The organism is Atlantibacter hermannii, assembly GCF_009907385.1.
Lineage (GTDB): Bacteria > Pseudomonadota > Gammaproteobacteria > Enterobacterales > Enterobacteriaceae > Atlantibacter > Atlantibacter hermannii_A.
In genome coordinates, this window is sequence record NZ_JAAATR010000112.1 from 100,130 (window position 1) to 114,055 (window position 13,926).

11 protein-coding genes and 1 pseudogene are annotated in these 13,926 nt (G+C 53.6%); 3 read left to right on the forward strand and 9 right to left on the reverse strand.

The features are described from left to right. Window positions 1-74 precede the first annotated feature (74 nt). Window positions 75-1,775 (forward strand): SgrR family transcriptional regulator, encoded by a 1,701-nt coding sequence (locus GV764_RS20800; RefSeq protein WP_161661907.1) that lies wholly within the window; start codon window positions 75-77, stop codon window positions 1,773-1,775. Between the two features lie 70 nt (window positions 1,776-1,845). After that, window positions 1,846-2,541 (forward strand): annotated as a pseudogene (queC, locus tag GV764_RS20805) (7-cyano-7-deazaguanine synthase QueC). Window positions 2,542-2,569: 28 nt separating this feature from the next. Here the strand turns inward: queC and GV764_RS20810 are convergent. The 9 genes from GV764_RS20810 to bolA all read right to left on the reverse strand — a co-directional run bounded on the left by GV764_RS20810 (window position 2,570) and on the right by bolA (window position 13,046). Continuing rightward, complete coding sequence (locus GV764_RS20810) at window positions 2,570-2,974, reverse strand: YbgC/FadM family acyl-CoA thioesterase (protein WP_125294080.1); 405 nt, start codon at window positions 2,972-2,974, stop codon at window positions 2,570-2,572. A gap of 148 nt (window positions 2,975-3,122) precedes the next feature. Continuing rightward, a complete protein-coding gene (locus GV764_RS20815; RefSeq protein ID WP_161661910.1) occupies window positions 3,123-3,494 on the reverse strand; it encodes a ComEA family DNA-binding protein in 372 nt (123 codons plus the stop codon). 146 nt (window positions 3,495-3,640) lie between these two features. Then, window positions 3,641-5,515 (reverse strand): peptidylprolyl isomerase, encoded by a 1,875-nt coding sequence (gene ppiD, locus GV764_RS20820; protein ID WP_161661911.1) that lies wholly within the window; start codon window positions 5,513-5,515, stop codon window positions 3,641-3,643. Between the two features lie 200 nt (window positions 5,516-5,715). After that, on the reverse strand, window positions 5,716-5,988 hold the full coding sequence (gene hupB, locus GV764_RS20825; protein WP_125294077.1) for a nucleoid-associated protein HU-beta: 273 nt from the start codon (window positions 5,986-5,988) through the stop codon (window positions 5,716-5,718). 210 nt (window positions 5,989-6,198) lie between these two features. Beyond that, window positions 6,199-8,553, reverse strand: coding sequence for an endopeptidase La (gene lon / locus GV764_RS20830; protein WP_161661913.1), 2,355 nt, complete (start codon window positions 8,551-8,553; stop codon window positions 6,199-6,201). Between the two features lie 182 nt (window positions 8,554-8,735). After that, entirely contained in the window at window positions 8,736-10,010 is a 1,275-nt protein-coding gene (gene clpX / locus GV764_RS20835; protein ID WP_002463766.1) for an ATP-dependent protease ATP-binding subunit ClpX, read from the reverse strand. 132 nt (window positions 10,011-10,142) lie between these two features. Beyond that, the gene (clpP, locus tag GV764_RS20840; protein WP_125294074.1) at window positions 10,143-10,766 is read right to left on the reverse strand and encodes an ATP-dependent Clp endopeptidase proteolytic subunit ClpP; all 624 of its coding nucleotides are present in this window, start codon (window positions 10,764-10,766) and stop codon (window positions 10,143-10,145) included. Between the two features lie 315 nt (window positions 10,767-11,081). Then, complete coding sequence (gene tig / locus GV764_RS20845; RefSeq protein ID WP_144130114.1) at window positions 11,082-12,380, reverse strand: trigger factor; 1,299 nt, start codon at window positions 12,378-12,380, stop codon at window positions 11,082-11,084. Between the two features lie 348 nt (window positions 12,381-12,728). Then, complete coding sequence (gene bolA / locus GV764_RS20850) at window positions 12,729-13,046, reverse strand: transcriptional regulator BolA (RefSeq protein WP_125294072.1); 318 nt, start codon at window positions 13,044-13,046, stop codon at window positions 12,729-12,731. A gap of 301 nt (window positions 13,047-13,347) precedes the next feature. Here bolA and GV764_RS20855 point away from each other — a divergent pair, with 301 nt between their 5' ends. After that, window positions 13,348-13,926: a lipoprotein gene (locus tag GV764_RS20855; RefSeq protein WP_161661915.1), complete on the forward strand. Its 579-nt coding sequence runs from the start codon at window positions 13,348-13,350 to the stop codon at window positions 13,924-13,926.

Below are 13,926 nucleotides of genomic sequence, written 5' to 3' on the forward strand. Positions count from 1 at the left end.
ACACAGCCTGAAGTATCGCCTGGCATATACGGAACAAATAGTGAATACTTTCCAAAATTTGTTCCGGATTTATTATGCGACTCGTTAATCGGCTTAATCAGTTTCAGCGCCTCTGGCAACCTTCCGCAGGCGAACCCCAGCGGGTGACCGTGGCGGAACTGGCTGAACGCTGTTTTTGCAGCGAACGGCATATCCGTACCCTGTTGCGCCAGCTGGAGTCGGCAGGCTGGCTGCGCTGGCAGGCCCAGGCGGGGCGTGGAAAACGCGGCAATTTAACCTTCCAGGTGACGCCCGGCCAGGTACGCGCCGGGATGATGGAGCAGGTGCTCAATCGAGGCCAGCATAAAAATGCGCTGGAGCTGGCGCAGCTGGCGCCGGATCAGCTACGTCATCTTTTACAACCGTTTCTCGGCGGCCAATGGCAAAACGATACGCCCACGCTGCGTATTCCCTATTACCGCCCTCTGGAGCCGCTAACGCCAGGCTTTTTGCCGGGCCGCGCTGAACAACATCTGGCCGGGCAAATCCATTCAGGGCTGACGCGTTTCGATGATGACGGCGAATTGCCCGTCGGTGATTTGGCGCACCACTGGCGCATTTCGCAAGACGGGCTGTGCTGGGATTTTTATCTGCGCTCCACGCTGCACTGGCACAACGGCAAACCGGTGGAAACTCAGCAGCTACAGCGCGCGCTGCAGTCGCTGCTGACGGATCGTGAAATCGCCCGGTTGTTTGCCAGCGTGGCCCACCTGGAAGTAGTTCATGCCCAGTGCCTGCGGATTAGATTGCACCGCCCGGATTACTGGCTGGCGCACCGTTTAGCACTGTATTGCAGCCGTCTGGCGCATCCGGACGAACCGGATATCGGCTGCGGGCCGTTTCGGCTGGCGCGTTTTGAAGCGGATTTAGTGCGCCTGGAAAGCCACGAGTTCTGGCATCTCAGCCATCCGCTGCTGAAGGCGGTGGAGTTCTGGATCACGCCGCAACTGTTCGATCGGGAAATGGGCAACAGCTGTCGTCATCCGGTGCAGATCGCCATTGGCCAGGAGGATGAACTGGTACATTTGAGGCCGGTCAGCAACAGCATCAGCCTCGGATTTTGCTATCTGGCGCTGCGTCGGGAGGGGAAACTGTCGCTGGCGCAATCCCGTTACCTGATTAACCTGATCCATCGCAGCGGCATGCTGGATACGCTGCCGCTGGATGAAGGACTGATCACCCCCAGCAGCGAGATGCTGCCCGGCTGGCGGCTTCCCGAATGGGATGCTGATGAAACAGCGCTGCCCGCTTCGCTAACCCTGGTGTATCACCTGCCGGTGGAATTGCATGCCATGGCGGAACAGCTTAAGCGCTATCTGGCGGAGAAAGGCTGCGAACTGACGGTACATTTTCATCCGGCGAAAACCTGGCACGGCTGCCAGCAACTGGGCGAAGCGGATTTAGTCATGGGCGACCGGCTAATCGGCGAGTCCCCGGCCTTCACGCTTGAGCAGTGGCTACGCTGCGATAATCTCTGGCCGCACGTGCTCACCGCTCGCCAGTTCGCGCATTTACAGGGAACGCTCGACGCGGTACAGCGTCAACCGGATGAAACCCAGCGCCGGGAAGGAATGCGCGAGGTTTATACCACGCTGATGCAGGATGCCGCGATCACCCCGCTGTTTAATTATCGCTATCAGGTCAGCGCGCCACCGGGCGTCAACGGTATTTGCATGAATGCCCGCGGCTGGTTCGATTTTACCCGCGCCTGGCTCCCGCCACCGGGTACACAGTGAAGAAGCTGGTGGCGCTACGCCAACGGCGCTACCCTATGCGCCATCTACACAAGAGAACGAAAGGTTGACGATGAAACGTGCCGTTGTGGTTTTTAGCGGTGGACAAGACTCCACCACCTGCCTGATTCAGGCGCTGCATCAATATGACGAGGTGCATTGCGTCACATTCGATTATGGACAACGCCATCGTGCTGAAATCGACATTGCCCGGCAACTGGCGGTAAAACTGGGCGCCCGCGCGCATAAAACTCTCGATGTCGGATTGCTCAACGAACTGGCGGTCAGCAGCCTGACTCGCGACAGCATCCCGGTGCCGGATTACGATCCTGACGCCAGCGGCATTCCCAGCACTTTTGTGCCTGGCCGCAATATTTTGTTTCTGACCCTGACGGCGATCTATGCCTATCAGGTGCAGGCGGAGGCGATCATTACTGGCGTGTGCGAGACGGATTTTTAAGGCTATCCGGATTGCCGCGACGAATTCTTGAAGGCGCTTCACCAGGCGGTGAATTTAGGTATGGCCAGCAATATCCGTTTTGAAACGCCGTTGATGTGGCTGAATAAAGCCGAAACCTGGGCGCTGGCGGACTATTGGGGCAAACTGGATCTGGTGCGTAACGAAACCCTGACCTGCTATAACGGTGTTAAAGGCGACGGATGCGGCGAATGCGCGGCCTGCCATCTGCGCGCCAACGGCCTGAACCAATACTTTGCAGATAAAGTGGGCGTGATGACCCAAATGAAGCGTAAAACCGGGCTTAACTGATGATCAGGGCGGGTACCCGCCCTGTTTATTATGCCTTACCGACCATCGCCTCCAGACGTTCGCGTAATTCACCTTCCAGCGGCAATGCCTTCTGGGTGCTCAGGTCGATGCAGACAAAAGTGATTTGCGCGTCCGCCACCACCTGCCCTTCCGGTTCAAGCGTAATCACCTGGCTCAGGATGCCGCTTTTGCCATTTAACTGCTGCACCTGGCTGGTCACCTTCAGTAAATCGCCCAGCACTGCCGGTCGCCGATAGTTGATGTTGATATTCACCACTACAAAAGCGATACGGTTAGCCGTCATCCACTGAAAGCCTTCCTCCTGTTCCAACCCGTCCCAGCGCGCTTCCTCAAGAAATTCGAGATAGCGGGCATTGTTGACGTGTTGATAAACATCCAGGTGATAACCGCGAACTTTAATGTGTGTCTGCATAGCGCAAGGCCCTTGTTATCGCCGCGTGGGTTTCGCTTCGGAAGCGTAAACGCTGCGGTCATTTTATGAGAGTAAGAGGTCACACCACTGGTATGACCTCCTTATCATGGCAAAGATTTAAAACTCTGCAATGTCCTGGTACTGGCAGTTACAGTTTTATGCGCGCCAGATTACGTTCCACCAGCGAGTTCCCCATGCCGGGCACCTGTTTAAGGTCCTCAACGCTTTTAAAGGGGCCGTTCTCGTCACGGTAGTTAATAATCGCCTGCGCTTTCTTCATCCCGACGCCGTTGAGCGCTGAAGCCAGTTCTTCCGCGCTGGCATTGTTAATGCTCACGGTACGCTCTTCGCTCTCATCCGCCTTCACGGCTTTTTCTTTGGCCTGAGCCGCCGCGGCATTTTCCGTTTTCGTCGCAGCCACGTCAGCCTTCGCCGTTGACTGCACCGCCAGCGCGGGATAGCTGGTGAGGCCGCACGCTATAACCATTGCCAGACAGAATGCTTTAACACCTTGTTTCATGCTGTTTTCTCCTTGTTTGTTGACAGCCACGCCACCTTATCGGGCCGGGAGAAACACCACAAACAGCGAATATCAGAAATGGAAAAGGCCGCGAAAGCGGCCTTTGATGTTTGCAAAAAATTGCAATTATGTGCGAGACGTCTCGATTATTGCTGCTGCTCGATGATGTCGCCCATTTTGATTTTTGCTTCTTTACGCAGATTAGTCATCAGCGCGTCGAAGGCGATTTGGGCATTATTCTGGGTGATGCCCTGGGTCATCGCTTTCTTCTGCTCTTCCGGCAGCGTACCGCTACGCACTTCATTCAGCGACACCAGCACAACGTTGCCCTGCATATCGTTAGCCACGCCGTAAGACGGTTTGTCTTTAGATGGCAGCGGCAGCGCAAATGCAGCCTGGGAAATCGGGTCCTGACCGGTACGGCTCAGCGTTTTTTCAGCGCCAAAGCTCAGGCCTGCCGCTTTCAACGCATCCTCGCCTTTACCCGCTTTCAGTTCGCCGATCAGCTTATCGGCATCCAGTTTTGCCTGCTGTTCCGCTTTCTGATTTTTGATATCTGCAACCACCTGGTCACGCACGTCCGCCAGCGGTTTCACTGCTTCCGCTTTGTGCTCGGTGACACGCAGCACAAACGCGCGATCACCTTCCACGGTAATGATGTCGGAGTTGCTGCCCGGCGTGCCGTTTTCGCCAACCAGCGCACCGTTAAAGATTGCGTCGGCAACCGGTTTGAAGTTCAGCTCTTCCGGCAGGGAATCACGGCTAAACCAGCCGGTTTCCACCGCTTTCACGCCGGCAACCTGCTCTGCGCCTGCCAGCGATTCGTTATCATTGCTCGCCGCATTACTGACTTTCTGTTGCAGGGCGAAGAACGCGGTCACGCCTTTCTCCTGCTTCACTTTCTCGGCGATGGCGCCACGCACTTCAGACAGCGGCTTAACCTTCGCGGGTTGTACGTCATCAAGACGCGCCACCAGGAAACCAACGGAGGATTTGATCACGCCGGAAAGTTGCCCTTTTTCTTTCAGGCCAGCCGTTTTCAGCTCATCCGGCGTGGTAGCGTCTTCCAGCCAACCCATATCGCCGCCGTTACGGGCAGAAATAATGTCAGCAGATTTTTCTTTCGCGAGGGTAGCGAAATCAGAACCCGTCTTCAGCGCATCCAGCACCGCTTTGGCCTCATCTTCCGTTTTGGTCTGGATGATGCTGTAACGGTTACGCTGCGGCTGGCCGTATTGATCCTGATGCTCGTCGTACCAGGCCTGGATCTCTTCATCGCTGACGCTTTCGTTCATGGCAGCGGCATCCATTTTGATGTAGCTGACACGGAACTGTTCCGGCGCGATAAAGCGGTTTTTATTCTGCTCGTAGAAGCCGTTGATCTCAGCGTCCGTCACGGTTTGTTTCGCAGCCAGCGCGGCGACGTCAATCGTAGCTTCGCGCACGACACGCTGCTGCGCGACCAGCGCCGCCAGCTCATCGGTCTCATTCGACAGCATAAAATCGGTGCCAACGATGGCATTGATCAGCTGCTGAGTCATCAGCTGGTTACGCAATGACTGAGCGTACTGATCCGGCGTCATACCAATATTGTTGATGACGGCGGTATAACGGGCGTTATCGAACTTACCGTTGTTCTGGAAAGCGGGCTCTTTAAAGATCGCCTGCTTAATTTGCTCGTCGCTGATGCCAAGGCCGAGGTTTTTCGCGTACTGGTCGAGCAGCGCTTCATCAATCATGCGCGACAGCACCTGCTGACGCATGGCTTTCATGTAGTTTTCATTGGCTGCCAGTTCAGAAAACTGATCGCCCAACTGCTGCTGTTGACGATTGCGCTCGCTGGCGACCGCACTTTCAAACTGGCCACGGCCGATTTCCTGGCCGTTCACTTTCGCGGCGTAATTATTGTTACCGCCAATCAGGTAACCACTCACGCCGGTCAGAATGAACGACACGATAATGATACCGAAAATAATCTTGAGTACGACGCTGTTCGCGGCCGTACGTAAGTTGTCCATCATGGTGTAACAACGCTCCGCTGTAGATGACAGTAAATCCTGCTGGCGCTCACCCGAAGGTGCCGCTTCGCGCAAAGGCGTATTGTGACAAGAAACCGGGGCGGTTGTCAGCCCACAGGATTAAAAAGTCACCCGGATAATAAAAAAGGCACATCTCGCGATGCGCCCTTTGCCCTTTACCATCGAAACCGTAGAGGGAAAAATCAGTTTACCGCGTCTTTCAGTGCCTTGCCTGCACGGAAACCCGGTACTTTTGCTGCTGCAATGGTGATCTCTTTGCCAGTTTGCGGGTTGCGGCCAGTACGGGCAGCGCGCTCGCGGACAGAGAAAGTACCAAAGCCAACTAACGCCACGTCATCTCCGGATTTCAGAGATTCGGTAACAGAGCCAATCAGAGCATCTAACGCACGTCCAGCCGCGGCTTTAGAAATATCAGCATCGGCGGCAATTTTGTCTATCAGTTGAGATTTATTCACGCTTCTCTTCCTCTCATTATTATTTATATCGCCCCTGAATCCTTCATGGGGCGACCGCGCAGCAGTTATATCAGGCCTGTCATGCCCTTACAACAGCATTAGTTGATGACATAATCAGTCAGCCATCTAAATTAGCGATACAAAAAAAAGCTGGCAAGCACCAAATGGCTTACCAGCTCTGATTTTATCTATGCAGTATGCGTTAGGTCACTATTTTGCCGTGACAACCTGCATTCCCGAGGGCTCATTCTGCAGCGCCAGGGTTAACACCTCTTCAATACGCTTCACCGGATGGATGTCCAGATCGGCAATAACGTTGTCCGGAATCTCTTCCAGGTCGCGTTTATTTTCGTAAGGAATTAACACCGTTTTAATACCGCCGCGATGCGCCGCCAGCAGTTTTTCTTTCAAACCGCCGATCGGCAGAACCTGTCCACGCAGGGTGATCTCACCGGTCATGGCGACATCGGCGCGCACCGGATTACCCGTCAGGCAGGAGACCAGCGCGGTACACATGGCGATACCTGCACTCGGGCCGTCTTTCGGCGTAGCCCCTTCCGGAACGTGAACGTGGATGTCGCGTTTTTCGTAAAAATCAGAATTAATACCCAATTTTTCCGCGCGCGCGCGCACCACGGTCAGCGCCGCCTGAATGGATTCCTGCATCACTTCGCCCAGCGAGCCGGTATACGTCAGTTTGCCTTTACCCGGTACGCAGGCGGTTTCGATGGTCAGCAGATCGCCGCCCACTTCGGTCCAGGCCAGGCCGGTCACCTGGCCCACGCGGTTTTCATTGTCCGCACGACCGTAGTCGAAGCGCTGAACGCCGAGGTAATCTTTCAGATTATCGCCGTTAATTTCGATGTGCTTGAGTTCTTTCTCCAGCAGCAGCTGTTTAACCGCTTTACGGCACAGCTTCGAAATTTCACGCTCCAGCCCACGCACCCCGGCTTCACGGGTGTAGTAACGGATGATGCCGATAATCGCGCTGTCATCCACCGTGATTTCGCCTTTTTTCAGGGCGTTGCGTTCAATCTGCTTCGGCAGCAGGTGGCGTTTGGCAATGTTCAGTTTTTCATCTTCGGTATAACCCGACAGACGAATCACTTCCATACGGTCCAGCAGCGGTGCCGGAATATTCATGGAGTTCGAGGTCGCCACAAACATCACGTCGCTGAGATCGTAATCCACTTCCAGATAATGGTCGTTAAACGCCACGTTCTGTTCCGGATCCAGCACCTCAAGCAGCGCCGATGCCGGATCGCCACGCATATCCGACGACATTTTGTCGATCTCATCAAGCAGGAACAGCGGGTTTCTGACGCCCACTTTCGCCATTTTCTGGATCAGTTTGCCCGGCATAGACCCGATGTAAGTACGGCGGTGACCGCGAATTTCCGCTTCATCCCGCACCCCGCCCAACGCCATACGCACGTATTTACGTCCGGTCGCCCGCGCAATGGACTGGCCCAGCGAGGTTTTACCTACCCCCGGCGGTCCGACCAGGCACAGGATTGGGCCTTTGATTTTATTGACGCGACTCTGCACCGCAAGGTATTCAAGGATGCGGTCTTTCACACGGCCTAAGCCGTAATGATCGGTATCGAGGATTTCCTGGGCCTGACGCAGATCCTTTTTCACTTTGCTGCGCGCGTTCCACGGAACCTGAACCATCCAGTCGATATAGCTGCGCACGACGGTCGCTTCCGCAGACATGGGCGACATCATTTTCAGCTTCATCAACTCGGCATCGGCTTTTTCTTTAGCCTCTTTCGGCATTTTGGCCGCGTCGATTTTGCGTTTTAAGGCTTCGTTTTCATCCGGCGCATCGTCCATTTCGCCCAGTTCTTTCTGGATGGCTTTCATTTGCTCATTCAGATAGTACTCGCGCTGGCTCTTCTCCATCTGCTTCTTCACGCGGTTGCGAATGCGTTTCTCAACCTGCAGCAGATCGATTTCTGACTCCATCATCGCCATCAGATATTCGAGACGTTCGTTAACGTCTGACATCTCCAGTACCGACTGTTTATCGTCCAGTTTCAGTGGCATATGCGCGCCGATGGTATCTGCCAGACGAGCGGGATCGTCAATACTGTTCAGCGACGTCAGCACTTCAGGCGGGATCTTTTTATTGAGTTTGATGTAGCCTTCGAACTGGCTGATAGCGGTGCGGACCAGCACTTCCTGCTCGCGTTCATCAATCGCCGGGGATTCCAGATACTCGGCCCGGGCAGAGAAGTGTTCGCCATCGTCAGAGAGCGCGGTAATGCGTGCGCGCTGTAAACCTTCAACCAGTACTTTTACCGTGCCGTCCGGCAGTTTCAGCATCTGTAAAATTGACGCTACGGTTCCCACGGTAAACAAATCATTCACACCCGGCTCATCCGTCGACGCTTCTTTCTGTGCAACCAGCATGACTTTTTTGTCATGATCCATTGCGGCTTCCAGGCAGCGGATAGATTTCTCCCGTCCCACGAACAAAGGGATAACCATGTGCGGATAAACCACCACGTCGCGCAACGGCAACACGGGGATTTCAATGCGTTCAGAACGCTCAGGATTCATAGAGCTCTCTCTTAGTTTAGTTTCCGCCAGGCGATGGGGCGCACGTGAAATTCACGGCATCACCAACAAGTAGAACAGTATATGGGGATGTTTCCCGGACATTCAATGTCAGGAATGCAGGAAAAATAAAAGGGGGACCAAATCCCCCTTATATTTTATAACTAATTGTCAGGACAGGCGAATTATTCGCCTGATGCCTGCTGTGCTTCTGGCTTACCGTAAATTAACAGCGGTTCTGACTGGCCGCCGATCACGGACTCGTCAATCACCACTTTCTCAACGTCTTCCATGGACGGCAAATCGTACATGGTGTCGAGCAGCGCGCCCTCCACAATGGAACGCAGACCACGCGCGCCGGTTTTGCGTGACATGGCTTTTTTCGCGATGGCTTCCAGCGCTTCGTCACGGAATTCCAGCTCGACGCCTTCCAGATTAAACAACGCCTGATACTGCTTGGTCAGGGCATTTTTCGGCTCTTTGAGGATCTGGATCAGCGCTTCTTCGCTCAGTTCGCTTAGCGTTGCAACCACCGGCAGACGGCCAATGAATTCAGGGATCAGACCGAACTTGATCAAATCTTCCGGTTCAACCTGAGTCAGCAGTTCGCCTTCGGTCGCCTTCTGGGATTTGCCTTTCACCGTCGCGCCAAAACCAATGCCGGAGCCGGTTTCTACGCGATTAGCAATCACTTTATCCAGACCGGCGAATGCGCCGCCGCAGATAAACAGGATTTTTGAGGTATCGACCTGTAAGAATTCCTGCTGCGGATGCTTGCGTCCACCCTGCGGCGGAACGGCAGCCACGGTGCCTTCAATTAATTTCAGTAACGCCTGCTGTACGCCTTCACCGGACACATCGCGGGTGATGGACGGGTTATCAGACTTGCGGGAAATCTTATCGATTTCATCAATGTACACAATGCCGCGCTGGGCTTTTTGCACGTCGTAATCGCATTTCTGCAGCAGTTTCTGAATGATATTTTCAACGTCTTCACCCACGTAACCGGCTTCGGTCAGGGTGGTGGCGTCCGCCATGGTAAACGGAACGTCCAGCAGACGCGCCAGCGTTTCGGCCAGCAGGGTTTTACCGCTACCGGTCGGGCCGATCAGCAGAATGTTACTTTTACCCAGCTCTACGCCGTTGGAGCTATCGCCGTTACGCAGACGCTTGTAGTGGTTGTACACCGCCACCGCCAGCACTTTTTTCGCCTGTTCCTGACCGATAACGTAATCGTCCAGATGGTTGCGGATTTCATGTGGCGTCGGCAGCGCGCTACGTTCGCGGTGCGGCGCCACTTCTTTAATCTCTTCGCGAATAATGTCGTTGCATAAATCGACACACTCGTCGCAGATATACACTGACGGGCCAGCAATCAGTTTACGCACTTCGTGCTGGCTCTTGCCGCAAAAAGAGCAGTACAGCAGTTTGCCTGAGCCGTCTTTGCGCTTATCTGTCATGAGTCAAAACCTCTTTTCTGTTCTTTGTGCCGCACACGACGACGCAATGCCATTCTCAGGCGCAAACCAACGTTTGCGCACAATGAGCCGCCTACTGACACCCTATAGTATAGCGGCCCATTGCCGCAGGTATCACTGACGGTGAGTTAAAATGGAGTCAACCAATCCATACTCTACAGCCTGATCAGCTGAGAGGAAACGGTCGCGCTCGGTATCTCTTTCGATCTGCTCCAGCGATTGACCCGTGTGCTGTGCCATAAGTTCATTCATACGCGCTTTTACTTTCAAAATTTCACGCGCATGGATTTCGATATCCGTCGCCTGCCCCTGATAGCCGCCCAGCGGCTGGTGGATCATCACGCGTGAGTTCGGCAGGCAGAAACGCTTGCCTTTCGCCCCGGCGGTTAACAGGAACGCGCCCATAGAGGCCGCCTGGCCCATACAAATGGTGCTGACGTCCGGTTTGATAAACTGCATGGTGTCGTAAATCGACATGCCCGCAGTAATCACGCCGCCCGGCGAGTTAATGTACAGGTAAATATCTTTTTCCGGGTTTTCTGCTTCCAGAAACAGCATCTGCGCCACAATCAGGTTAGCCATGTGATCTTCAACCTGACCGGTCAAAAAGATAACGCGTTCCTTGAGCAGGCGGGAAAAAATATCGTATGAACGCTCACCACGTGAGGTTTGTTCCACAACCATAGGCACCAGGGCCATATGGGGTGCCATGACTTCTCGTTCGCCGCTGTATGACATTTCCGTCTCCTGGAAAAAATTAAGTAACCTGTCGCACTGATTTTACTTGAGACCGTGACGAATGACCACGCTACCGGGTCTTGTCACCCTTCAGGACGGATTATCAGCCAGAGTCCCTATCCACAATAGATCAAATTTTCTGTTTGTTGATGCGGATATATCTTTGTTTATGGGGTTTATCGCCCTCAGTTTCAAGCATAACAACCTTTTCATGTTACGCGAATATTGAAACTGCGGTTTATCCGTCCTTGCCTTAACTGCAGGCGAAAAAAAGCCCGTCGCTGTAGGACGGGCCTGATACAACGTTGGCGAGACTTACGCCTGCTGGTTCATCAGCTCGTTGAAGGTGGTGGCTTGTTCGGTCACTTTAGCTTTCGCCAGAACCGCTTCAACCGCCTGCTCTTCCAGAGCGACATTGCGCATGTTGTCCATCAGCTCTTTGTTTTTGCTGTAGAACTCGATAACTTCGCTCGGATCTTCGTACGCAGAAGCCATCTCTTCGATCAGCGCTTTAACGCGGTCTTCGTCGGCTTTCAGCTCGTTGGTGCGAATCACTTCGCCCAGCAGCAGACCAACAACGACGCGGCGTTTTGCCTGCTCTTCGAACAGTTCACGCGGCAGTTCCAGCGCTTGTTTCTCGTTGCCGCCGAAACGCTGTGCAGCCTGGCGGCGCAGCACGTCGATTTCGCCGTCAATCAGCGCAGCAGGAACGTCGATATCGTTCGCTTTCACCAGGCCTTCGATAGCCTGAGACTTGATGCGGTTACGCACCGCGCCTTTCAGCTCGCGATCCATGTTTTTACGCACTTCAGTACGCAGACCGGCAACGGAACCGTCTTCAACGCCGAAACGTTTGATGAAGTCTTCGGTCAGTTCCGGCAGTTCACGCTGTTCAACTTTTTTCAGAACAATCGCGAACTTCGCGGCTTTCCCTTTCAGGTTTTCAGCGTGGTACTCTTCCGGGAAGGTCACGTCGATGGTGAATTCGTCACCGGCTTTGTGGCCTTTAACGCCTTCTTCGAAGCCCGGGATCATGCGGCCCTGGCCCATCGCCAGTACGAAGTCAGACGCTTTGCCGCCTTCGAACTCTTCGCCGTCAACAGAACCGGTGAAGTCGATGGTGACGCGATCTTCGTCGCCAGCCGCTTCAGTGGTTTCGGTCCAGGTCGCCTGCTGCTTGCGCAGGGTGTCCAGCATGCCGTCAACGTCTTCGTCGGTCACTTCAACAACCGGCTTAACGACTTCGATGGATTCCAGATCTTTCAGTTCAACTTCCGGGTAAACTTCGAATTCAACCGCGTAGGTGAAGTCTTCGCCCAGCTTGTATTCGCCCGGAACGTAGTTCGGAGCGCCAGCCGGATTGATTTTTTCTTTAATGATAGCGTCAACGAAATGACGGCTCATCAGATCGCCCAGCACATCCTGACGCACGGAAGCGCCATAACGCTGAGCAACGACGTTCATCGGTACTTTGCCCTTACGAAAGCCGTCAATGCGGACTTTCTTCGCCACGTTGACCAGCTCGCTTTTCACAGCGTTTTCGATGCTGTCAGCAGCGATAGTAATCGTTACACGGCGCCCAAGGCCCTGAGTGGTTTCAACTGAAACTTGCATCTTGTTACCTCAAAAAATCACAGTGCTCGGTCAACTCTGGAAGCCGTTGATTATTCGCTTCGCAGAACCAGGATGCTTTCTGAATCAGAATCACATTCCCTGTCGTCAGAATCATCCCGAAGACATTCCGAAAAATAAGACGCAGCATTATAGCGGCATCACTATGGTGAGTCGAGAAAAGCAACCACGCGACTCTGTGGCTTTTTTCACAATTCCCGGCGGAGCTTCGCCTGAAATCTGCCGTTTCGCCTGGTTTTCAGACAAAACAAAACGGCCCGCAGGCCGTTTCTTAGAAACTCTGTCTGGCGCAACATACTGGAAAAAGTCCTGCTGTTGCAAATTCAATGTTCAGGCTATGGTTCCTGCACCTCGACATGGCGGTGACGCAAATATAGTATCTTGCAGACTTTCCCACTCTTTAGCGCTGTAAGTATGCAGGGCTAAAGCATGCACTGTGGTCGACAATTCCTCCGTCAACGTGCCGTAGATCAGGCGGTGGCGATTCAGAAAACGTTCCCCTACAAAACGATCGCTAACCAGAACGACTTTGAAATGACTTTCCGAGCCGGCCGGAACATTATGGCGATAGCTTTCATCCACAACTTCGAGGAATACGGGATCAAACGCTGCCCTGAGTTTTGTTTCTATTTGCTCACGTATCATCATGATTTCACTCCTCCGACAACGCTGCGATGCTATCCATCACTTTAAATGTTAGTCGCCTTTACTGGCTCCATAACAGATTATCAACAAATATTTAGCTTTTATCCCATTTTCTCATCGTAACGGGTGAATCAGGCTGCAACAAGGGCCATACCAGGGTTGTAATGCAAAGAAAACCTGGTGAAAGGTCATAAAAAACACAACGCGATGAATTTACATGCGTTGCCACTTCCCCTCGCTGATGGCGATGCTATGATGGCGAGAATTTTCTTCTATTTGCTTGTATGCACGTTGAGACCCTGAAATGTTAAAAAAATTATTCTTTCCGCTGATGGCGCTGTTTATGCTAGCTGGATGCGCAACACCGCCGACCACTATTGACGTTTCCCCGAATATCGCGCTGCCGCAGCAGGATCCGAGCTTGATGGGCGTGACCATCAGCATTAACGGTGCCGATCAGCGTCCGGACCAGGCGCTGTCTAAAGTGACCCGCGATAATCAAATCGTAACCCTCACCGCCTCCCGCGATCTGCGTTTCCTGTTGCAGGAAGTGCTGGAGAAGCAGATGACCGCACGCGGTTATATGATTGGCCCGAGCGGCGCGGTTCAGTTGCAGATCATTGTTAACCAGCTGTACGCCGACGTGTCTCAGGGCAACGTGCGTTACAACATCGCAACTAAAGCCGATATTTCTATCGTCGCGGTTGCGAATAACGGCAACAAGATGACCAAAAACTATCGCGCAAACTACAACGTAGAAGGCGCATTCCAGGCGACCAATAAAAATATCGCCAACGCCGTTAACTCTGTCCTGACCGATACCATCGCCGATATGGCGCAGGACACCAGCGTTCATGAGTTCATCAAGCAGAACGCCCGCTAA